Below are 21,537 nucleotides of genomic sequence, written 5' to 3'. Positions count from 1 at the left end.
CCGCAGAACCTAGGGGAGGACTCACCATCATGGGCGTCACGCTCGCCAAGGGAGGCAATGTCTCCCTCTCCAAGGCCGCACCGAACCTCACGCAGGTGCTGGTAGGGCTCGGCTGGGACGCGCGCTCCACCACCGGAGCCGCCTTCGACCTCGACGCCAGTGCGTTGCTCTGCCAGTCCGGCCGGGTGCTGGGCGACGAGTGGTTCGTCTTCTACAACAATCTCAAGAGCCCCGACGGCTCGGTCGAGCACACCGGTGACAACCTCACGGGTGAGGGTGACGGTGACGACGAGTCGCTGCTGGTGGACCTCCCCCAGGTGCCGGCCCATGTCGACAAGATCATCTTTCCGGTCTCGATCCATGAGGCCGACAATCGTGGCCAGACGTTCGGCCAGGTCAGCAATGCCTTCATTCGCGTGGTCAATCAGGCGGACGGTCAGGAACTCGCGCGGTACGACCTCAGTGAGGACGCTTCCACCGAGACCGCAATGATCTTCGGGGAGCTCTACCGGTACGGCGGCGAGTGGAAGTTCCGTGCCGTCGGGCAGGGGTACGCGTCAGGGCTGAGAGGCATCGCTCTAGACTTCGGGGTCAACGTTTCGTAAAGCCGCGCGCAAAGTGGGGAAACCCGTACTTGGTGCGCGGGCGACCCGTACTTACACGATTGGGTACCAGTGGTTCTGAAAACCTTCGGCTGGTCGTTCGCGGTCACCGCGCTCGGCCTGGTCGCAGCGGTCTTCTACGGAGGGTGGACCGGGTTCGGGGTCGTCGCGATCCTGTCCGTCCTCGAGATTTCGCTGTCCTTCGACAACGCGGTCGTCAACGCCGGAATCCTGAAGAAGATGAATGCCTTCTGGCAGAAGATCTTCCTCACGATCGGCGTGCTCATCGCCGTGTTCGGTATGCGCCTGGTCTTCCCCGTCGTGATCGTCGCGATCAGCGCCAAGATCGGCCCCATCGAGGCGGTCGACCTGGCATTCAACGACGCGGAGCGTTACGAGCAGCTGGTCACCGACGCTCACCCGTCGATCGCCGCGTTCGGTGGCATGTTCCTGCTCATGATCTTCCTCGACTTCATTTTCGAGGACCGTGACATCAAGTGGCTCGCCTGGCTGGAGCGGCCGCTCGCGAAGCTGGGCAAGATCGACATGCTCTCGGTCTGCATCGCGCTGATCGTGCTGATGGTCAGCGCCATGACCGTCGCGACCCAGGCCCACCAGCACGCCGGGCATGCGGACAAGTCGGCGACGGTGCTGCTCTCCGGCGTCGCGGGTCTGATCACGTACCTGATCGTCGGCGGCCTCTCCGGCTACTTCGAGAACAAGATCGAGGAAGAGGAGGAGCACGAACACGAGCTGGAGGAAGAGGCCAAGCGGAGCGGCAAGAAGGTTTCCGCAGTCCAGCTGGCCGGCAAGGCAGCGTTCTTCATGTTCCTCTACCTCGAGGTCCTGGACGCGTCGTTCTCCTTCGACGGCGTCATCGGTGCCTTCGCCATCACCAACGACATCGTGCTGATGGCACTCGGCCTCGGTATCGGCGCGATGTACGTCCGTTCGCTCACGGTCTACCTGGTCCGCCAGGGCACCCTGGACGACTACGTCTACCTCGAGCACGGCGCGCACTATGCGATCGGCGCGCTCGCGGTGATCCTCCTGGTCACCATCCAGTACCAGATCAGCGAGTTCATCACCGGCCTGGTCGGTGTGGTGCTGATTGCCGCGTCCTTCTGGTCCTCGTTGCGGCGCAACAAGGCGCTCGCGGAGCAGGGGATCGATCCACAGGAAGCTCCTCCCGGGGTGTGACCCGGCCGCGATTGAGGAACGCTCTGAGCGGGGCGGCTTCGAGGTACAGGCCTCGGAGCCGCCCCGCGGGGTTTGTGGGGTTAGTGGGGTCCGCGGGGTTCATCGATACAGCAGGGGTGGGGCATGGCCTTCTGGGACAGTCTGTGGCGGGGAAGGGCGGCGCAGTTCGACTCGGGCAGTGCTGCGACCAACTCCATCGAGCTGACGAAACGGCACCCGTCGGTCTCGCTCACCAAGCAGGGCGCGGCCACCGGCAATCTGCGCGTCAACCTCTCCTGGCGGATGCGCACCTCCGACATCGAGGGCAGGTCGAAGCAGAGCGGCCGGCTGCTGCGGAACCCCCTGAAGCTCTTCCAGCCCGATGTGGTCCAGGCGCACACCCAGGGTGTGGTCAATGTGGACCTCGACCTCGGCTGTCTGTACGAGCTGACGGACGGCAGCAAGGGCGTGGTGCAGCCATTGGGCGGTTTCTTCGGCTCCATCAATGAGGCGCCCTATGTGAAGCTCAGCGGCGACGACCGGTTCGGCTCGCCGTCGGGCGAGACGATCTACGTCAACCTCGACCACCGGGAGTCGATCAAGCGGCTGCTGTTCTTCGCCTACATCTACGACCAGACGCCTGCCTTCGACCGTACGCACGCGCATGTGACGCTCTACCCGAGCAACGGCCCGCGGGTCGAGATCGAGCTCGACGAACGCGCACCGCAGGCCCGGTCCTGCGCGGTGTTCTCCATGGAGAACGTGAAGGGTGAGCTGATCGTGCGCCGCGAGGTGAAGTTCGTCTACGGCTTCCAGGCGGAGCTGGACCGTCTGTACGGCTGGGGCCTGCAGTGGGGGCGCGGCTACAAGAACCGCGTCTGAGCGGGCTCGCGTGCTGTCAGGGACGCACGTCGTGTCAGGGACGCACGAACTGGGGGCCCATCGGCGGCAGCCGGAAGTTCGGGTCAACAGCGCCGGCGGCCGCGGCGGCCGGCTGGGGGTAGCCGTAGGCGGGCTGCGCCGGGGGTGCGGCCGGCGGGGCAGGCGCGGGCTGTGGGTAGCCGTAGGCGGGCTGCGCGCTGCCCGGCTGCGGGTAGCCGTACGCGGGCGGGGACGCCGGGGGCGCGGGCTGCAGTTCGGGCTGCGGCAGGGGCTGGGGCTCGGGCTGGCCGGAGGACGGCTCGGCTGCCGCCTCGGCCTCGTCCACCGAGATGCCGAACGCCGTGGCCAGGCCGACCAGGCCGGTCGGATAGCCCTGGGCCACCGCGCGGAACTTCCAGCCGTCCCCGCGCCGGTAGAGCTCACCGCAGATGATCGCCGTCTCCTCGCCGGTCTCCGGCTTCACATCGAAGACGGCCAGCGGCTCGCTGTCGGCCGACGCTGCGGCGTCGTAGAGAAGTATCCGCAGGTCACGTACGTGCCGGAAGGTGTCGCCGTCCGAGGAGGCAGCGAGCACCACCTGGTCGACCGAGGGGTCCAGCGCCGCCAGGTCCGTCTCGACGGTGTCCGTCAGATGCTCGGCCACCCGCTTCTTGGGCAGCCGGCGCACCAGGCCCGAGGGATGGCGCGGCTGGTTGTAGAAGACAAAGTCCTCGTCGGAGCGCACACGGCCGTCGGGGCCGAGCAGCAGGGCGGAGGCGTCCACATCGGGGACCCCGGAGCCCGGGGTCCACCGCAGCACGGCCCGTACGGCCATGGCATCGAGAGGGACGTTCGAGCCCTTCAGCATCGCGTGCGTCATGTCCGCCATCCTGCCTTCCCCGGTCCCGCCCGGACAACGCGGGGCCCGTTTCCCGGCCCGGTCCCGCCGTTTCTCCATACACCGAAGTCATAGGTGGGAAGCAGATGGGTTACCTGAATTTCATGTACTTGGGGAATTCTTGACACCTGTGCTTACGTACTATTACCGGCCACTTGTCGACAGGGCCACTCAGGCAGTACGGGGGATATATATGCGTCATTTCGGGCAAATCCCGCCCGCTGCTCAGGCAGGGCTGTTCCATCAGGAGCCGTGCGACTTCGGTGCGGACTCCCCGGCGCGCACACTCGCAGCCGCTCTGGGTGCCACGCTCTACAGTCCTGCCACCCGGCCGAAACTCGCCGATGACGTGATCAAGCAGGCGGGGCGCGGGGTTGTCTCGATGGTGCTGTGCCTCGAGGACTCCATCGACGACGCGGACGTGGAGGACGCCGAGGACAATCTCGTCCGGCAGTTCTCCCAGCTCGACGCCTTGGGCAGCGAGTCGCCGCTGCTGTTCGTCCGGGTCCGCGAACCGGCGCAGATCCCGGACCTGGTGAGGCGGCTGGGACCTGCGGGACGGCTGCTGTCCGGATTCGTACTCCCGAAGTTCACCGAGGAGCGCGGCGTCCCCTTCCTGGAGGCCCTGGCGGCAGCGGAGACCGAGAGCGGGCGGCGGCTCTTCGCCATGCCCGTCCTCGAGTCGCCCGAGCTGCTGCACCTGGAGACCAGGACCGAAGTCCTCACCGGGATCGCCCGCACCGTCGACAAGTACCGCGAGCGGGTACTCGCGCTGCGCCTCGGCGTGACCGATTTCTGTTCGGCGTACGGGCTGCGCAGATCGCCCGACATGACGGCGTACGACGTACGGATCGTCGCCGGAGTCATCGCGGACGTGGTCAATGTGCTCGGCCGCTCCGACGGAACGGGCTTCACCATCACCGGACCGGTGTGGGAGTACTTCCGTCTCCAGGAGCGCATGTTCAAGCCACAGCTGCGGCGCAGCCCCTTCCTCGAGGGGCGGGCCGAGGAACTGCGCACCGCGCTGATTGAACACGATCTGGACGGGCTGCTGCGCGAGATCGAACTCGACCGCGCGAACGGGCTGCTCGGCAAGACCTGCATCCACCCCTCCCATGTGCTGCCCGTGCACGCGCTGTCGGTCGTCAGTCACGAGGAGTTCAGTGACGCCCAGGACATCCTGCGGCCCGAGCGGGGCGGCGGCGGCGTGCTGCGCTCGGCGTACACGAACAAAATGAATGAGGTGAAGCCGCACCGCGCCTGGGCGGAGCGGACCCTCCTGCGGGCCGAGGTCTTCGGTGTCGCAAAGGAAGACGTCGGCTTCGTGGAGCTGCTGGCGGCAGGGCTCCCGCGCTGATGGAGCAGCCGACGGAGAGGGAGAACACGAACGTGGTGTGGTCAGGGACGTGGGTCGCCGAGCGGCTCGGAGTCGGTCTCGTCGGTGACGACAGGCTCCCGGAGCTGCTGGGCCTTGCCCTGCGCCGCAACCCGAAACGGGCGCACCTGCTGGTGTCGAACGTGCTCGGCAAGCACGTCCCGCAGAGCCCTGCGGTGGTCTACGGCGCCGGTTACAGGCTCGGCGAGCGTGTCCGGGAGCTGCTGGGTGACGACGCGGCGCGGCGCGCGGTCGTGCTCGGTTACGCGGAGACCGCGACAGGCCTGGGCCACTCGGTGGCGGACGGGGTGGGCCTGGCGCCCTATCTGCACTCCACGCGCCGCCCGGTCGAGGGCGTACCGCGGGCGGGCGGCTTCGAGGAGTCCCACTCGCACGCCACCTCGCATCTGCTGCTCCCGGAGGACGCCGGGCTGCTGGCGGGCGAGGGTCCGCTGGTGCTGGTGGACGACGAGTTCTCGACGGGCAACACGGTGCTCAACACCATCCGGGACCTGCACGAGCGCTACCCGCGCGAGTGGTACGTGATAGTGGCCCTGGTCGATATGCGGTCGGAACGGGACAGGGCCAGGCTGACGGAGTTCGCCCAGGAGATCGGCGCCCGGGTCGACCTGGTGGCCCTGGCATCGGGGACGGTGCGGCTGCCCGAGGGCGTCCTGGAAAAGGGCCAGGCGCTGGTCGCGGAGTTCGAGTCGGCGACGTCGCTCCCGAACGCGGGCGCGGATGCGGGCGCGGGTGCGGGCGCGGGTGCGGGCGCGCCGGGCGGCGTGGCTGCGCATGATGGCTCTCGAGCGGCGGATGCCGCAGACCGCGTGACGGGGTCCGGCGCGGTGGAACCGGTGCCGTTCTCGGCCGGTGACGAGCGCGTGCGCGCGGACGCCCCCGACGCGGACGGCCGGCCCGCGGGACGCACCCCGGTGCGCGTGGAGCTCGGCTGGCCGGCGGGTGTGCCGGACGGCGGGCGCCATGGCTTCTCACCCGGGCATCGCGAGCAGCTGGAGGCCGCGCTCCCGGGCATGGCGGCGCGCATCGCCGAGGCGCTCGAGATCGCGCCCGCGCGGCAGAGCGCGGCGTGCTCTGCCTCCCGGCCCGACGTGACCTCCCGGCCTGCGCCGGCGCGACCGGGCGCGGCGGAGCCCACTGCCGGACCCGCCTCGGACCCCGCCTCCCGGCCCGCGGCCGACGCGGCCCCCCGGACCGCGGCCGATGCCGTCTCCCCGGGCACCGGACGCGGCAGTGGCCGCCCCCGCGTGCTCGTCCTCGGGTTCGAGGAGCTGATGTACGCACCCCTGCGGCTCGGCACCGCCCTGGAGCAGGTCGTCGACGCCGACGTGCAGTACTCCACCACCACCCGCTCGCCCGTCCTCGCCGTCGACGACCCCGGCTACGCGATACGCAGCCGCCTCGTCTTCCCCGCCCACGACGAGCCCTCCGACGGCCCCGGCGAGCGGTACGCCTACAACGTCGCGGGAGCCGGCTTCGACGCCGTCGTCGCCGTCGTCGACTCAGTTGCCGACACCCCCCGACTGCACGCTCCCGACGGCCTGTTGGCCCAGCTCGCCGGGCACACCCCGCACGTCGTCCTGGCCGTCGTCCCCTCGTACGTACCCGTACTCGAAGGTGCCCCCATGCTGCCCGACCCGCTCCGCGGCCCCGCCTTCTCCTCCTACGCCCCGGACGAGGTCGGCTGGCTGCTCCAGGACCTGTCCGAGGCCGAGCTGGAGGCCCCGACCGAGGAGCGCGAAGAGGCGATACAGAGCGGCGGCGCGCACTACGCCGAGTCGCTGCCCGTGGAGTACCAGCCGAGCCCGCAGTACCAGGAGCTGTTCAAGGCCGCTCTGGACACCTCCGCCGCCCGGATCGCCCGCGCCGTCGGCACCGTCACCGAGACCGTCCTCGCAGAGCGATCCCCGCGCCCCGTGCTCGTCTCGCTGGCCCGCGCCGGTACCCCCGTCGGCGTACTGATGCGCCGCTGGGCCCAGCACCGGCACGGACTGGACCTGCCGCACTACGCCGTGTCCATCGTCCGCGGCCGCGGTATCGACGCCAACGCCCTGCGCTGGCTCGAGCAGCACCACGACCCGGCCGACGTCGTCTTCGTCGACGGCTGGACCGGGAAGGGTGCCATCACCCGCGAACTGGCCGCAGCCCTCGAGGAGTTCCCCGGCTTCAACCCCGAGATCGCGGTCCTTGCCGACCCCGGCGGCTGCGTCCGCACCTACGGCACCCGCGAGGACTTCCTCATCCCCTCCGCCTGCCTCAACTCCACCGTCTCCGGCCTCATATCGCGTACGGTGCTGCGCGCCGACCTGGTCGGCCCGGACGATTTCCACGGCGCGAAGTTCTACCGCGAGCTCGCCGACGCTGATGTCTCCGGCCTCTTCCTGGACACCGTGGCCGCCCGCTTCGACGAGGTCGCGGACGCCGTCGACGCCGAGGTGAAGGAACTGCTGGCGGCCGACCGCGCCCCCACCTGGGAGGGCTGGGCGGCCGTCGAGCGGATCAGCGAGGAGTACGGCATTCACGATGTGAACCTGGTCAAGCCGGGTGTCGGTGAGGCGACGCGCGTACTGCTGCGCCGCGTCCCCTGGAAGATCCTCGCCAAGCGCGGCGCGGGCCCCGACCTCGACCATGTGCGGCTGCTCGCCGAGCAGCGCGGCGTACCGGTCGAGGAGGTCGACGGACTCCCGTACACCTGTGTCGGGTTGATCCACCCCCAGTACACCCGCGGCGCCACGGGCGTGGACGGCAAGGCGGTGGCGTCCCAGTGACCACCACAGCGCAGACTCTCGTCGCGAGCGACCTCGACCGCACCCTGATCTACTCGGCCGCCGCCCTCCAGCTCCCCATGCCGGACGCGGAAGCCCCCCGCCTGCTCTGCGTCGAGGTGTACGGCAGCAAGCCGCTGTCATATGTGACCGAGACCGCCGCCGGACTGCTGTCCGAGCTCGCCGCCGAGAGCGTGTTCGTACCGACCACCACCCGTACCCGCGAGCAGTACCACCGTATCCATCTGCCGGGCCCCGCCGCCCGGTTCGCGATCTGCGCCAACGGCGGGCACCTCCTCGTCGACGGTGTCACCGACCCGGACTGGCAGCGGCAGGTCGCCGCCCGGCTCGCCGACGAGTGCGCCTCGCTCGACGAGGTCCGCGCCCATCTCCTTGCCTCCGCCGACCCCGCCTGGCTGCTCAAGGAGCGCATCGCCGAGGACCTCTTCGCCTATCTCGTCGTCGAGCGCACGCGGCTGCCCGAAGGCTGGGTGAAGGAACTCGCCGAATGGGCCGAGGGCCGCGGCTGGACCGTCTCGCTCCAGGGCCGCAAGATCTACGCCGTGCCGCAGCCGCTCACCAAGAGCGCCGCGGTCCGCGAAGTGGCCCGCCGCACCGGCGCCGAGCAGATCCTCGCGGCCGGGGACTCGCTCCTCGACGCCGATCTGCTGCTCGTCGCCGACCGCGGCTGGCGCCCGAGCCACGGCGAACTCGCCGACAGCGGCTGGACAGCCCCGAACGTCGAGGTACTGCCACAGACGGGGATCGCGGCGGGTGAGGAGATTCTGCGCCGGTTCAGGTCCGGCTGCGCCGCGACCCCGCCCCCGGCCTGAGCAGCCGTACACCCGCGAACGCCAGCATTGCGAGCACCGCGGCCACCAGCACGACCTTGGAGTACGCGGAGACGTACCCGGTGACGTCGTCCCAGTTCTCGCCGAGCGCATAGCCGGCGAGAACGAAGACGGTGTTCCAGATCGCGCTGCCCAGCGTCGTCAGCAGCAGGAAGGTGGGCAGCGGCATGCGTTCGACGCCCGCCGGCACGGAGATCAGGGAGCGGAAGATCGGGATCATTCTCCCGAAGAACACCGCCTTGGATCCGTGCCGGGCGAACCACGCCTCGGTCCGCTCGATGTCGGCGATCTTCAGCAGCGGCAGTCGGGCGGCGATGGCGACGGTACGGTCCCGGCCGAGCAGGGCCCCGATCCCGTACAGCGCGAGCGCGCCGATCACCGACCCGGCCGTCGTCCACAGCAGGGCCGCGATCAGGTTCATCTCTCCCGTACTCGCGGCGAAGCCCGCCAGCGGCAGAATCACCTCGCTGGGCAGGGGCGGGAAGAGGTTCTCCAGCGCGATGGCGATACCCGCGCCCGGTGCGCCGAGGGTGTCCATGAGGCCGGTCACCCAGCCCGGTGCGCTGCTCCCGGCGGCCAGTGTGCTGCTCTCGATCATGGGATCCATGCGCCCCACGCTAGGAAAGCGCAGCTGAAGCCACCCTGAAGCCGACCGCACACTCTCCTGTGGTTTTCCGCAGTGCGCGGGGACGGCCGCAGCCACTAGCGTGGCCGATCATGAAGGCGCTGGCGCTGAAGGGTGTTCGCTACGCGGTGGGGCTCACCCTGGGGGCCGCCACCGCCGTCGTCGAGGCCGTCTTCGCACTGTTCGCGGGCGTGGTCCTGCTGCTCGTCCTGGCCTGGCCGCGCGGGCGGCGGGCGGTGCTGCGGCCGCTGGGAAGAGCGGCGGCCCGCCTCGCGGACCTCGAGCGGCGCAGGCTGGACCGCTTCCTCGGGGTGCGGATCTCCGCCCCGCAATCCGCCGGCCGGCCCACCGGCAACTCCACCGGCTACCCCGCCGCGCACCCCGCCGCGTACGGAAGCGAAGGCGAACACCCCCTCGCCGAACTGCGCTACGTCGCCGCCCGCTGGCCGCTCGGCGCCCTGGGCGCGGTCGTCCTGTTCTGCGTCCTCATCGGCGCGGCCTACGGCACCTTCTTCCTCTACGCCTGGCTGATCACCGACCTTCTCCACCCCCTCACCGTCATCCTCGGCAGCCTCGCCGGTCTCTTCCTCCTCTTCCTCTCCCTCCAGGGAATCTTCGGAGTCGCCCTGCTGGAAGGGCACTTGGCACGTCACCTCCTCGGCCCCAGCCACCAGGACGAACTGGAGCGGCGCATCACGGAACTGGCCACCAGCCGCGCCGAGGTCATGGACGCCGTCACCGGCGAACGCCGCCGTATCGAGCGGGACCTGCACGACGGAGTGCAGCAACGCCTGGTCGCCCTCGGCATGCTGCTCGGCCGCGCCCGCCGCAGCCGCGATCCGGAGCGCGCGGACCAGCTGCTCCTCCAGGCCCACGAGGAGAGCCGACGGGCCCTGGCCGAACTGCGTGACGTCGCCTGGCGCGTCTACCCGACCGTGCTGGACGAGGCGGGTCTGCGGGCCGCCCTGGAGACGGTCGCCGAACGCACCCCGCTGCCCGTGAACCTGGAGTACGCGGTGGCTGCGGAGCCGACGAAGCAGGTGGAGACCGTCGCCTACTTCGTGGTCTCGGAAGCCGTCACCAATGTGGTCAAGCACTCGGGCGCCACCCGTATCGACGTCACCCTCCGCCGCCACGGCGAGGCGCTGAACCTGCGTGTGGAGGACGACGGCACGGGCGGCGCCGACCCCGCCGGCGGCGGACTCACCGGGCTGGCGAGCCGGGTCGCCGCGCTGGACGGCCGGTTCGGCGTGGACAGCCCGGCCGGCGGACCCACTGTCATCACCGCGGAGCTGCCGTGCGCGTAATCCTGGCCGAGGACTCGACCCTGCTGCGGGAGGGACTCGTACGACTGCTCGCCGAGGAGGGCCACGAGGTGCTCGCGGCGGTCGGCGACGGTGTGCAGCTGCTCGCGGCGGTCGAGGCGCGGCAGCCGGACGTGGTCGTCGCCGACGTCCGGATGCCGCCCACCCACACCGACGAGGGGCTGCGGGCGGCGCTGGAGATCCGGCGCCGCTGGCCGGCCGTGGGGGTGCTGGTGCTGTCGCAGTACGTCGAGAAGCGGTACGCCACCGAACTCCTCACCTCCGACTCGGAGGGCGTCGGCTATCTCCTCAAGGACCGGGTGGTCCAGGTCGACGAGTTCCTCGACGCGCTGGAGCGGGTGGGGCAGGGGCGGGCGGCTTTCGATCCCGATGTCGTACGCCAGCTCCTCGCCCGCAGCACGCGTGCCGATCCGCTCTCCAGACTGACCGTGCGGGAGCAGGACGTGCTGGGGGAGATGGCGCAGGGGCATACGAACGCGGCCATCGCCGCCCGGCTCCATGTGTCGCAGAGCGCGGTCGAGAAGCACATCAACGCGATCTTCGAGAAGCTGGAGCTGAGCGGGACGACGGGCTACTCGCGCCGGGTGCTGGCGGTGCTGCGCTATCTGGGGAGCTGAGCGCGGTTCCGTACGTTGCCTACGGTCGCGTACGGCCGCCCGGCGGTGTCCCGGTCGCCGGCCTCAGCCGCAGCAGCCGCCCCCGCAGCAGCCACCGCCCCCGCCACCGCCGCTGGGCGCGGACGTCGTACCGCCGACGGCGACGGCCGAGAGCAGCTTGACCGTGCCCTCGTGGCCGGCCGGGCAGCTCGCCGGTGCGGAGGACTGGGCCATCGGGCGGTTCACTTCGAAAGTGTCGTCGCAGCTCCGGCAGCGGTATTCGTAACGAGGCATGGCCACAGGCTAACGCCGACCGGGCGGGAACACTCCGCGTGTCCCGCTCCGATCGGTCGGATCGCTTCGTCTGATGGCTTCGTCCGATCGGTCGGAACGATCGTCCGGGCCGACCGGATCGCCTGGATCAGACGCTTTCGTCCTGCTTCCCTCCGCCGACCGCCGGGCGCTGCGAGGCCTCCCGCCCCAGGGCCCGCTGTTCCCGGGCTGCCTGATCGGGGTGGCGGGCCTTCCAGTACGGGTTGTCGTGCGGCAGCGTCGCGCTGACCCTTCCGTACATTCCGAAGAACATCAGCATCACGCCGACCACAAAGCTGAACATCACGTTCTGGATCTCGAAGGCCAGGAAGTTGAAGTCCGTCTCCAGCAGCGCCATATTGACGAAGCCGCTCAGGATGAAGGCGATGCCCAGGATCATGTTGACGGTCGAGGCGAAGTTGCCGCCGATGACCATCCCGACGAAGAGCAGCAGCCCGACGCAGATGGAGAGCACACTCAGCGAGCCATTGGTGTTGAGGCCCGCGACCGTGTCGCCGCCGGTGTCGAAGAAGCCGATCCTGTCGATCAGCCCGAGGATGCCGAAAGCGAGCAGCACCAGCCCCATCAGGCCTGCGCCCACCCGGTAGACCTGGCTGAGCCGGTGGTCGACGGGCAGATGCTCGTCGAGCCGGGTGCGGCGCGTTTTGGGATGCAGTACGTGTGTGGCCATGTTCCGGCCTCCTTTGGACGTACTCGTACTGCATCCAGGATCCGCCCGCACGGGAAGCCGTACAAGCGGGAAGCCGTACAAGCCGTGCGGCGCAGCCACGGTCCGGGCGTCAGGCGCTGCCCCCGCCCAGGTCCTCGCGGATCTGCTCGACCACCCCCGCGACCGTGCGCCGGACCGCCTCGGTCTCGGTCAGGAAATGCCAGTAGTCGGGGTGGCGGCTCTCGAGCCCGGCGACGGCGCGGTCCAGCCTGGCCACCGAGTCGTCCAGCGGCCGGGCATGGCGGGGGTCCGGGGTGTGGCGGCCCGCCATGGCCAGGCGCTGCGCGTCCCGGATGGCGAACCGGGTCCGCTCGATCTCGTGCTGCGGGTCCTTCGAGACCGCATTGAGCCGCTGCAGCCGGTCGCCGGCCGCGGAAACCGCCTCGTCGGTACTGTTCAGCAGCGCCCGCACCGTGCTGAGCAGGGCCGTCGCATCCGCCCACCGCTGCTCGTCGCGCGCCTTGCCCGCTTCCCCGAGCCGCTCCTCGGCCTGCCGGACGCTGAGCGCCGCCTGCTCGGGGACGGGCTGGAGATCCTGCCAGCAGGCGGCGGAGAACCGCCGCCGCAGCTCGCTCAGGACGGGCTCGACGGAACCGGCACGGTTGGTGAGGGCCTGTGCGCGCGTCCGCAGCGACACCAGGCGCTTGTCGGTCTCGGCGGCACGCTCGGGAAGCCGCTCGGCCTCGGCCCGTACGGCCTCGGCGTCCCGCAGCACCCGGTCGGCGCGCTGGAGGGTCTCGGCCACGCCGTGCCGGCCCGCGCCCTCATTGAGCATGGTCAGTTCGGGCGCGAGGGCGGCGAGCCGGGCCGCGAGATCGTCCGCCCGCAGACCCGAGCCCCGCGCCGTATCGAGAGCGTTGCTCGCGGAAAGGAGCGCCTGCCGCGCCCGCTCCACGGCGGGAGCAAGCCGGGCGAGCTGCGTCTCCGCCTTGTCGAGCAGCGGCCGCAGCCCCTCCTCGAAGCGGTCGAGCTCGCCCTTGACCCGTACCAGCTCGTCCTTGGCACGGTTCAGCTCGCCGCGCGCGTGCGAGGCGACGGAGGCCTCCAGGTCGTCACGGTCGAGGTCGTGCGCGTCGACGGCGGTGATGTACCCATGACTCACCTCGTCGATCCGGCGCCCCAGCGCGGCGAAGCCGTCGACGGCCCGGCGCGCGCCCGGCGAACTGTCGACCGCCGCGATCGTCTCGATCGAGATCCGCAGATCGCGCTGGGCGGTGTCGAGCTCGTAGAAGGCAGCGGCGGCAGCGTCCTTCGCGGCCTGCGCATCGGCCCGCTGGCTCTCACCGCGCCCACCGAACCAGCGCCGCGTGCCCCCACCGGCGAACGCGCCCAGCGCCATGGCGACCAAGGGCACCGGCAACAGCATCAGCGCCAGGACATCGCGTACGGCACTCGCTTTCGCTCTTGCGTGCGGCTGCGCGTGTGTCGCCGTCACATCCCTCTCCCGTGCTGACTCGCCCTGCCCGGTTCATTCTCCCACCAGGTAAGGACGAACACACGGGTCCGTTAGTTCGCGCTTCGCACAGTGACTTTGCCGTTGTCACTGCGGGCCTCGACGATGTGGGCGCTGCCGTCGTCCGTCGGCACGTCCACATCCACATCGCCGTTGTCGCTCTTGGCACTCACGGCGTACGGAGCCCCGGCATCCGGCAGTTCGATGAAGATCTGCCCGTTGTCACTGACGCTCTCGACCCGATCCGGCACGGCCGTGAGCCCGAGCCGCACGGACCCGTTGTCCGACTGGGCGGTCACGGTCTTGGCGGTGACGCGCTCGGTGACGATCTGCCCGTTGTCACTGTTGAGCCGGAGCGGCCCGCTGGAGTCCCGTACGGTCACCGCGCCGTTGTCGGAACGGATCTTCAGGGCGGTGTCGAAACCGGTGGCGGTCACGCCCCCGTTGTCGTCCTCCACGGTCACCGCGACGCCGCGCGGCACCTTCACCGAGTGCCGCGACTCGCAGTTACTGGCGAGGGCATCGCACTCCACCCGGAGCGTGAGCCTGCCGTCCTCCAGCTTCCAGCTGGGCTCGGGCCCGTCCCCCATGAAGACCCAGCCGTCGACCTGCCGCTTCACCTGCACGTCCTTCACGTCGGCAGGCACGAGCTCGAGGTCGGAGTTGTCGGAGTCGATGACGAGGGACTTCCCTGCGAAGGGGAACGACCGACTCTCTACGGGCGCCTCCCCGGCATCGGCGCTCCCGCACCCGGTAACGGCCAACGCGACGACGACGGCCCCGCCGACGGCGAGGAGCGTGCGGGCGCGGGTGCGAGTGCGAGTGCGAGTGCGGGTGCGGGTGCCGGTGAGTGGTGCTGCCATGGTGATCGTTCCCCCAGGTGGTTCTGCCGATGCGCCCCACGGTAGGAGCCCGCCCGTACGGGAACGATCCGGGCGACCACCGTCTCGGGGGTGGGGGTAGCCCCCGTACGCGGCGGCCGGCGGCCGGGAGGGTCCGGGAACGCATTTGCAGGTCGGCCCCCCGGGCCATGTACCCTGTTCCTTCATCCACGGGTGCGTAGCTCAGTGGTAGAGCGCTGCTCTTACAAAGCAGATGTCGGCGGTTCGAAACCGTCCGCGCCCACCAGAAAAGATGCAGGTCAGGGCCATGAAAGCCCCCCCACGAAGATCGTGGGGGGCTTTTTCTGTGCCCAGATGGGAACATCCTGGGAACGTTGATGTTCGTATAAATCTCCTATGTCTAGATTTTCGATAGTCGAATACGGTTCGGGGCTAACCTGATGTCGGCTGCGCTATCGACGCTGGGTTTTGCCAGCCGTGAACATGGGTGGGCATACGTGGTGTTGTGGCGTCATCCGGGGGCTTGATGTTCTGGCGATCACTGCGGCCATGGGTTGTGCTGATCGGTGTATCCGGTGGTGGCGCGGCTGCGGTGTTGGCTTGGGGGTACCTGGTTGTCGGCATGGATGGCGGCGGTAGTGGCCGCGTCCGGTGCCGCACTGGTCGGCGTGTTTACGGCCGACGCTCAAGGTGTGCTGGCGGAGCGGCTGCGGCGCCGGGACATCGGTGCGATCCCAACTCCTGGCACGAGCGGACGCGCGAAACGCTGCCGTGTCCGTGATCTGGCAGACCCGATCGCGCTCGGCATCCATCCCGCAGCGATACGGCGCCGCAGATGCGCCGGCCCGCCGACCTGCACCGGTCGGCAGAGCCCGACGTGCGGCTGCGGCAAGACAATGGGGAAGAAGTCGGAGTAGGGCGGACCGCCTGGGTCGCGGTTCTGCGATGCTGGGGATGTCCGCCCCGGTGGCCCTCCCCCGTGCCACCGGGGCGGCCCTGTCGGCGAGCCTGAGGCCACGTCAGGGCCCAGGAGGCTCCTTGAGTTCGAGCGGTCGTGTGAGGCCCTGCTTCCGCGGCAGGGTTATCCGGCTTCGTCCTTCAGGCGTGCCGGGTCCAGGACGGTGATGCGGCCGCGGGCCAGGCGCAGCAGGCCGCGGTCGGCGTACTCGCGCAGGACTTTGGTGCAGGTCTCGCGGGAGGTGCCGGCGAGGGCGGCGAGTTGTTCGTGGGTGAGAGCGATCTGCGGGTGGCGGGCGCCGGGCCGCAAGGGGCCCGGCTGGGGCTGGGCGGTGGTGAGAGTGACCAGGGTGGTGGCGATGCGCTGGGCGACGGATTTGAAGACGCTGTCGGACAGGCGCTGTTCGAGGTCGGCGAGGCGGCGGCCGAGGATCGCGGTGATGCGGGCGGAGATGCGGGCGTCCGCGAGGAGGAAGCGGTGCACGTCCGCGCGGCTCATGACGCACACCACCGCGTCGTCGAGGGCCTCGGCGTAGTTGTCGTACATGCGCTGCCCGAGGAGGACCATCTCGCCGAAGATGGTGCCCGGGGTGATGATCGCGGTCGTGAGCGCACGGCCGTCGGCGGAGACCCGGAAGACGCGCACCCGGCCCCTTTTAAGGATGAACAACACCTCGCACGGCTGGGCCGGGGAGTACAGCATCTCCCCGGCCGTGTAGGTCTTCATCGGCGCTGCGGCGGCGATGGCCTCCATTTCCTGCTCGGACAGGTCGCAGAAGATGTCGACCTCGGCCAGGCACCAGGTCCGTTCGGCGTCGGAACCGGCGTCGATCATGTGGTGCGTCTCCTCGCGTCGTCCCGGCGCCCAGGGCGGGGGTGCGGCGCCCCACGCCGGGCTGGCCAGCGCGTCCGCGCCCTCGGCCAGACAGTAGGGCACAGCGCCCCCGTCGGGCGTGCTGGCGCGCAGGGCAGCCCCCTGCGGTGGTATGCCCGGCCCGCCGGCCTGCGCGGGCGGTATCCGCGTCATCGGCTATCCGGGTCCGTCCGCTTGCCCATCACCCGCGCGATACAGGCGAAGGTCAGTCCGGCGAGCAGTCCGTACACGAGGTGGGCGCCGAGGCTGGAGCGGGTGACGTCGTTCCATTCGAAGACGGGCATGCCCATGTTGGCGGGCATGATCCACAAGGCGCCGATCAACCACCACGCGGCGCCGTAGACCAGGCCGAGGACCGCCGCGGAGGTGAGGCGCTGGGCGAACTGGCCCAGCAGGGCGCCGAATGCGATGCCGGCGAAGAGTGCGATGGCCAGGTGGATCAGCCAGCCGGCGAAGGCGTTGGTCGAGCCGAGGAGACTGGCCACCATGGTGATCATCGCAGTGTCCGGCATCGGTTCGGACACCGTCATCCAGATGCCCATCCCGGCGCCGCCGACCAGGCCGGCCGCGGCTCCCCACGCCGCGTGGACGGGAATGGCGGCGATTCTGGGCGTTATCTGTACGGCGATGGTCATGGTCAATGTCCTTTCCTGCCTGCGGATTTGTGCTGCAGCACTGACGCTAGGGCTCATGGCATGCGCAGGTATGTGAGCACGCTTACGTACGCGCCGGTAGTCCGCCCAGGCGTCCCGGGGCTTTTCAGCAATGAGCAGGGCATAGCCGAGGGTGCCGTCGGCGACGGCGGCGCGCGCCGCGTTCAGGACGTCCGGGGCTGTGTCGAGGTCAGTCAAGCCTCTTTCACCCATCACGCACTGACCTTCGGAAACGCAGCATGGGCGGAGGACGGGCAGTGTTGTGCAGCAGTCACGACGGTGTGAACGGTGACTATCGACGGCCGGCGGCAAGCGCACTGAGGCGGTCGCCGATTACGGAGACGCCAGGGCGGGGCTTGTTCGCGTAGTACCAGGGCTTGCGTCGGCGCAACAGTGCCTCGCCGTGCTCGCTCCAGGTGAACCCGGGCTTCCGCAGCAGCTTTCGGAACACCACGTCGGCTGTTTCCGGGTGAGCGGCAGCCAGTCGGCGGATCGGCAGTGGCGCGATCGACTCCTCGCGCAGGTACGTGCGCAACAGGTCCTCGTGCTGCCTGCGGCCCGCGAGGGCCGGGTCCGCGAAGAGGTCCCGCAGCATCCCGTAGTCCGCGTAGAAGTTGAGTCCGTCGACCTGGTCGTAGATGACACCGATGGTGTCCGAGTCCGCCAGTTCTCCCGGCAGCTCGAAGAAGGGCAGGTCCAGGCCGGGCAGCCGCCTGCCCCGGGCACGGTCGGGCTGTCCGGCGACGGCGGCCTCTTGGCGGTGACGGTAGTAGCCATTGAGGAGGTCCTCGGCTTCGGCAGGCGGAAGGACCAGTTCGTCGCCTCCGCAGAACTCGACGAACGCGGCCCGGTCCTCCCGCATCCGCTGCCATCCCTGCTCGATCTTCGCGGGGTTACGGAAGACCAGTTCGGGCCGGCTGGTGGCCAGGCGGAGAGCGGCCTGGGCGATCTCGGTGGCGCTGGACTTGCGGTAGCTCGACATCGCCCCGGACACCAGCCACGCCCCGCCGGCCGAGTGGACGGGTACCAGGCAGGTGTGCAGGAAGCTCCCCTTGGACATTCCACGGAACGCCGCCCGCCCCACATTGGAGTACGTGCGGTACTCCAGGTCGTCGACCAGGTTCAGCAGGACGACGGCATCCTTCTCCTTGCGCTGGATCTCGAAGATGCCCTCGACCGGGTCACGCCAGCCGAGCAGCATCTCCCGGTCGACCGCAGTCAAGTCCTTCCGTCCGGCGACGAACCGGTCCACCACGGTCGAACCGTCCGGCAGGCGGTACCGCAGGATGAAGTGGTCGATGATCTGGATCGCCTCGCCCTCGTCCAACTGCCGCTCAGGCCCTGCAGCCTCCAGCAGGAGGGGCGTCAACCACCGGTCGAAGCGGGCACTCTGCCCGAAGGCGACCAGCTGCCCTTTCAACTCGGCACTGCGCTCGATGAGGTCGGTCAGCGACGGTTCGCCGACGTCCTGATGCGTGCCCTGTACGGCGTTAGCCACGTTCAGCCCTTCCATACAAGCCGGTTCCGTGTGGGGTGTGAGGTGCCCGGCCTCAACCGGCCCAGTGACGGTACGCCTCGATCCACTCCGCACCATCGGGCGCCGGGCTGCGCAACGGCAACTCCAGGATTTCGATCGACTGCCGCATGCCGCCGCGAGAGCACAGGGCGACGATCCTGCCGTCCGGTGTGAGGTCGATGCCGCCCACGGTTACCTCGACGCCGAGAACCGCGGTGGTGAAGGGCAGGTCGAGGTGCTCCTCAAGCATGGTGAACAGACCGGTCAGCTGCTCGTCCTCGTTGTAGGCGTCGACAGTCGCCTCTTCGATCATGGCCTCAAGCTCGGCCGTGTCCGACACGCTCATGGGGCAACACTAGCGACCCTCGGGGTGACACTGGGCGGCCATGACACCGCTGGTATCCCACCTCCGGACGACGAGGGCGAATGGTGACACGCGGCACCGGCCGACACTGACCCCGTCGCGGCACTCACCACGGTCTGGGAGCAGCGGTCACCGACCTGAACGAGATATGACCGCCACCGTGAGTCGCCAGGTGAACCATCCAGCCAGGAAGCCGGGAGGCACAAGTTCACGTCCACGACGGCCGTCGTGAGCTTGTCGGGGGCGTTGATGCGCAGCACGTTCAGGCGGGCCTCGATCTGGTCGATCATGCGCCGCATCGCCTGGTCGTGGCGCTCGGTGTGGACGGTGTGGACGGTGCGAAGCCCGGCTGCGGTAAGGATCTCCAGGTACTCATCGAGCGGGCGGGCGTCGGCGATGTACTTTCTCCCGCATCGCCCGGGTGGCCCGCCCGAGATACGGCTGGGCGATCACGTCGAAGACGACCTCCCGGGGGGCTTGGATGCCGACCGTCTGCGGCCCCAGCGGGCGGGTCCGCCGGCCAACGCCCACATCCAGCGGCAGCGCCCCAGTCACCAATCCCAGATACCCGGCCACAGCGCCGCCGCCCACCGCAGCCACACCCACCAGCTTCGCCGGCCACGCCATACCCGGGTCCTTTCTCCATGCTCCGGCCTCGTGCGGAGGTGCCCGTCTTCGCCGACGGCGTGCAGCGCGCTCTCGACCTCACCGACAGCGCGGGCGGGCAGGGTGTGACGCTTCGGGCGTCCGGCCGCTCGGACCAGGACGCCGCCCGTTTCCGGGAGATGTTCACCGCTGCCCGCTCTGCGGACTGGACCGAATTCCTCGCGGACTGCGGCAAGTTCGAGGAGGAGATCGCCAAGGAGGTCCGGGTCGCCAAGTTCACCCAGGCCGAGCTTGAGGAAGAGGAGCAGAGCCTGGAGCGGCTGCGGAGCTGGCACCGGGACCTGACCGTGCGCGATGTCTTCGGCGCCCCGCAGGCCGCTGAGGCCGCCAAGCGCCTGAAGCGGTGCACGGCCGTCTGTGAGGAGTACGCCGAGCGCGTCTTCGTCGCCCTGCACGCCGCCGACGAGGAGCCCACCCCATGACCGCGATAGCAGCGAGGCGGGCGATGTGGCCGCTGTACGCCGCCGGATTCACCACCGCTTTCGGCGCCCACGGCATCGCCGCCAACCTTGGCGGATTCTCCAAGGACGCCGTCACCTCGCTCCTGGTCCTGGGCGGACTGCTCGCCCTGTACGACGGTGCCGAGGTGCTGCTCAAGCCGGTCTTCGGCTCGCTCGCCGACCGGATCGGTGCAAAGCCCGTGCTTCTCGGCGGGCTCGTCGCCTTCGCCGCCGCGTCCGCGCTGTACGCGATCGCCGACAGTCCCGGCTGGCTGTGGGCCGCCCGCCTCGGGCAGGGGGCGGCTGCCTCCGCCTTCTCGCCGTCGGCCTCCGCGCTCGTGGCCAGACTGAACCCGGCGGCCAAGCACGGGCGGGCATTCGGGAGTTACGGCTTCTACAAGTCCATCGGCTACACCCTCGGCCCGCTGCTCGGCGGTGTCCTGGTCTGGGCCTGCGGCCTGCGGCTGCTGTTCACGGTGATGGCCGTGTGCGCGGCCGCCCTCGCTCTGTGGGCCGTCCTCGCGCGCCGCCTGGCCGACCGATCCTTCCTCGCCCCCACGGCCGCACTCGCCGCCGCCACCGCCGCGCTCTCCGTCGGCGTCGGCTTCCTGCCCGTCTCCGGCGCCAGCGCCGGGCTCGGCACCGTCGCCACCGGCGCGGCCGTCTCCGTCCTCGCCGCGACCGCCGCCGTGGTGCAGCCCAGGGCCGGACGTGTTCTCGACACCGGGAGCCTGACCACCGGGGCCGGACTCCTCGCCGGGCTCCTCATCACGGCGACAGGACTCGCGGCGGCCATGCTGCCGGGCCTGGCCGGGGTCCTGCTCGCCGCCGCTCTCATCGGCACCGGCCTGATCACCCCGCTCGGCTTCGCCGCCCTGGCCGCCTCCACCCCCGCCGAACGCCTCGGCCAGACCATGGGCTCCGCCGAACTGGGCCGCGAACTCGGCGACGCCGGCGGCCCGCTCCTGGTCGCCGCCGTCGCCACGGTCACCACCCTCGCCTACGGATACGCGGCCCTCGCCATCCTGATCGCCGCAGGTCCGCTGCTCGCCCTCACAGCCCGCCGCCGCACAGCACACCCTGAGCGCCCACCGGGCTACGGCCAGGGGCCCGGCGGACGGGCGGTCACCCGAGCGACTACGTGACTGGCCCGCGTTCGCCGTTCGAAATGCAGTCAATGACCATCCGCACACAAGCGGTCGTCATCCAGAGCATGGCCGCTCGCTGCCTGATCTTCTGGGCGACCCCGCTGATCCTATCGCCGGTCAGCAGTGCCTCCACAGCGATGACGTACTGCAGCGTGATCTCGTCCGCCTCCTCTTCCCAGACGGATCCGTCATCTTGCGTGCGGTGGGAGGCGCGCACCAGGTGCTTGGCGGCGCGCTCCAAACGAAGCGCCCGTTTCTTGCCGACCTTCGAGGCGTCTGCCAGGACCGTTTCGATCAGCGTGTCAACGGCGCTGCAGAACGCGCGGAATCGGGGCATCTCCTCTTCCGCCACCCCGTAGAGACCCGCTTGGCGCCGCTCCACTTCCAGCTCCTCGCCGTGCTCGTTCACGAAGATGTCCATCGTCCGGGGAACCGCACCGCTGCGCCGACGATGCGCCGGCCACGCTCGACCACGAACCAGGCA

General features: G+C 69.9%; 22 protein-coding genes and 1 tRNA gene. 11 read left to right on the top strand and 12 right to left on the bottom strand.

Features of this window, described 5'->3' with window-relative positions; translation table 11 throughout:
• The first annotated feature begins 29 nt into the window (after positions 1–29).
• From OG883_RS23695 to OG883_RS23685, 3 genes are all read left to right on the top strand, one after another.
• Positions 30–605 (top strand): TerD family protein, encoded by a 576-nt coding sequence (locus OG883_RS23695; RefSeq protein ID WP_266544283.1) that lies wholly within the window; start codon positions 30–32, stop codon positions 603–605.
• Positions 606–674: 69 nt separating this feature from the next.
• Complete coding sequence (locus OG883_RS23690; protein ID WP_266544282.1) at positions 675–1,802, top strand: DUF475 domain-containing protein; 1,128 nt, start codon at positions 675–677, stop codon at positions 1,800–1,802.
• 123 nt (positions 1,803–1,925) lie between these two features.
• A complete protein-coding gene (locus OG883_RS23685) occupies positions 1,926–2,663 on the top strand; it encodes a Tellurium resistance (RefSeq protein ID WP_266544280.1) in 738 nt (245 codons plus the stop codon).
• Between the two features lie 34 nt (positions 2,664–2,697).
• Here OG883_RS23685 and OG883_RS23680 read toward each other — a convergent pair whose 3' ends face one another.
• Positions 2,698–3,522, bottom strand: coding sequence for a TerD family protein (locus OG883_RS23680; protein WP_266544278.1), 825 nt, complete (start codon positions 3,520–3,522; stop codon positions 2,698–2,700).
• Positions 3,523–3,733: 211 nt separating this feature from the next.
• On the opposite strand from OG883_RS23680, the gene OG883_RS23675 reads away from it, so the two are divergent.
• The 3 genes from OG883_RS23675 to OG883_RS23665 are packed head-to-tail and all read left to right on the top strand — an operon-like array spanning position 3,734 to position 8,534.
• Positions 3,734–4,897, top strand: coding sequence for an HpcH/HpaI aldolase/citrate lyase family protein (locus tag OG883_RS23675; protein WP_266544276.1), 1,164 nt, complete (start codon positions 3,734–3,736; stop codon positions 4,895–4,897).
• Entirely contained in the window at positions 4,897–7,704 is a 2,808-nt protein-coding gene (locus OG883_RS23670; RefSeq protein WP_266544274.1) for a phosphoribosyltransferase, read from the top strand. The genes OG883_RS23675 and OG883_RS23670 overlap by 1 nt, the downstream gene beginning before the upstream one ends.
• A complete protein-coding gene (locus tag OG883_RS23665) occupies positions 7,701–8,534 on the top strand; it encodes an HAD family hydrolase (protein ID WP_266544273.1) in 834 nt (277 codons plus the stop codon). The genes OG883_RS23670 and OG883_RS23665 overlap by 4 nt, the downstream gene beginning before the upstream one ends.
• Here OG883_RS23665 and OG883_RS23660 read toward each other — a convergent pair.
• Positions 8,497–9,150: a DedA family protein gene (locus tag OG883_RS23660; protein WP_266549375.1), complete on the bottom strand. Its 654-nt coding sequence runs from the start codon at positions 9,148–9,150 to the stop codon at positions 8,497–8,499. The two genes, OG883_RS23665 and OG883_RS23660, sit on opposite strands and share 38 nt — an antisense overlap.
• Positions 9,151–9,269: 119 nt before the next feature.
• Here OG883_RS23660 and OG883_RS23655 point away from each other — a divergent pair, with 119 nt between their 5' ends.
• Entirely contained in the window at positions 9,270–10,484 is a 1,215-nt protein-coding gene (locus tag OG883_RS23655; RefSeq protein WP_266544270.1) for a sensor histidine kinase, read from the top strand.
• On the top strand, positions 10,475–11,119 hold the full coding sequence (locus OG883_RS23650; RefSeq protein WP_266544268.1) for a response regulator transcription factor: 645 nt from the start codon (positions 10,475–10,477) through the stop codon (positions 11,117–11,119). Before OG883_RS23655 ends, OG883_RS23650 begins: the two co-directional genes overlap by 10 nt.
• A 63-nt stretch (positions 11,120–11,182) precedes the next feature.
• Here the strand turns inward: OG883_RS23650 and OG883_RS23645 are convergent, their stop codons facing one another.
• The 4 genes from OG883_RS23645 to OG883_RS23630 all read right to left on the bottom strand — a co-directional run bounded on the left by OG883_RS23645 (position 11,183) and on the right by OG883_RS23630 (position 14,456).
• Positions 11,183–11,392 carry a zinc ribbon domain-containing protein gene (locus OG883_RS23645; RefSeq protein ID WP_266544265.1) on the bottom strand — a complete coding sequence of 70 codons (210 nt, stop codon included), beginning with the start codon at positions 11,390–11,392 and terminating at the stop codon, positions 11,183–11,185.
• Between the two features lie 127 nt (positions 11,393–11,519).
• Positions 11,520–12,101 (bottom strand): DUF4383 domain-containing protein, encoded by a 582-nt coding sequence (locus OG883_RS23640; protein WP_266544262.1) that lies wholly within the window; start codon positions 12,099–12,101, stop codon positions 11,520–11,522.
• A gap of 109 nt (positions 12,102–12,210) precedes the next feature.
• A complete protein-coding gene (locus OG883_RS23635) occupies positions 12,211–13,575 on the bottom strand; it encodes a hypothetical protein (protein ID WP_266544260.1) in 1,365 nt (454 codons plus the stop codon).
• A 71-nt stretch (positions 13,576–13,646) separates the two neighbouring features.
• Positions 13,647–14,456: a DUF4097 family beta strand repeat-containing protein gene (locus tag OG883_RS23630; protein ID WP_266544257.1), complete on the bottom strand. Its 810-nt coding sequence runs from the start codon at positions 14,454–14,456 to the stop codon at positions 13,647–13,649.
• Positions 14,457–14,646: 190 nt separating this feature from the next.
• On the opposite strand from OG883_RS23630, the gene OG883_RS23625 reads away from it, so the two are divergent.
• Positions 14,647–14,721: transfer RNA gene (locus OG883_RS23625), tRNA-Val, on the top strand.
• Between the two features lie 795 nt (positions 14,722–15,516).
• Here OG883_RS23625 and OG883_RS23620 read toward each other — a convergent pair.
• The 5 genes from OG883_RS23620 to OG883_RS23600 form a co-directional block, all read right to left on the bottom strand.
• A complete protein-coding gene (locus OG883_RS23620) occupies positions 15,517–16,419 on the bottom strand; it encodes a Crp/Fnr family transcriptional regulator (protein WP_266544254.1) in 903 nt (300 codons plus the stop codon).
• Positions 16,416–16,901: a hypothetical protein gene (locus OG883_RS23615; protein WP_266544251.1), complete on the bottom strand. Its 486-nt coding sequence runs from the start codon at positions 16,899–16,901 to the stop codon at positions 16,416–16,418. The genes OG883_RS23620 and OG883_RS23615 overlap by 4 nt, the downstream gene beginning before the upstream one ends.
• A 310-nt stretch (positions 16,902–17,211) precedes the next feature.
• On the bottom strand, positions 17,212–18,417 hold the full coding sequence (locus tag OG883_RS23610; protein WP_266544248.1) for a hypothetical protein: 1,206 nt from the start codon (positions 18,415–18,417) through the stop codon (positions 17,212–17,214).
• A gap of 52 nt (positions 18,418–18,469) precedes the next feature.
• Positions 18,470–18,781, bottom strand: coding sequence for a calcium-binding protein (locus tag OG883_RS23605; protein WP_266544245.1), 312 nt, complete (start codon positions 18,779–18,781; stop codon positions 18,470–18,472).
• Between the two features lie 390 nt (positions 18,782–19,171).
• Positions 19,172–19,426, bottom strand: coding sequence for a hypothetical protein (locus tag OG883_RS23600; protein WP_266544243.1), 255 nt, complete (start codon positions 19,424–19,426; stop codon positions 19,172–19,174).
• A 17-nt stretch (positions 19,427–19,443) separates the two neighbouring features.
• Here OG883_RS23600 and OG883_RS23595 point away from each other — a divergent pair, with 17 nt between their 5' ends.
• Together OG883_RS23595 and OG883_RS23590 are read left to right on the top strand one after the other, a co-directional pair.
• Positions 19,444–19,887 carry a Chromate resistance protein ChrB gene (locus OG883_RS23595; protein WP_266544240.1) on the top strand — a complete coding sequence of 148 codons (444 nt, stop codon included), beginning with the start codon at positions 19,444–19,446 and terminating at the stop codon, positions 19,885–19,887.
• A 23-nt stretch (positions 19,888–19,910) separates the two neighbouring features.
• A complete protein-coding gene (locus tag OG883_RS23590) occupies positions 19,911–21,050 on the top strand; it encodes an MFS transporter (RefSeq protein ID WP_266549373.1) in 1,140 nt (379 codons plus the stop codon).
• Here the strand turns inward: OG883_RS23590 and OG883_RS23585 are convergent.
• Positions 21,043–21,474 (bottom strand): hypothetical protein, encoded by a 432-nt coding sequence (locus OG883_RS23585; RefSeq protein ID WP_266544238.1) that lies wholly within the window; start codon positions 21,472–21,474, stop codon positions 21,043–21,045. The two genes, OG883_RS23590 and OG883_RS23585, sit on opposite strands and share 8 nt — an antisense overlap.
• Between the last annotated feature and the right edge of the window lie 63 nt (positions 21,475–21,537).

Origin of the sequence: Streptomyces sp. NBC_01142 (assembly GCF_026341125.1) — a bacterium.
GTDB lineage: Bacteria > Actinomycetota > Actinomycetes > Streptomycetales > Streptomycetaceae > Streptomyces.
The sequence above is the reverse complement of the archived record's forward strand: the minus strand, read 5'-3'. Positions and strand labels throughout refer to the sequence as shown.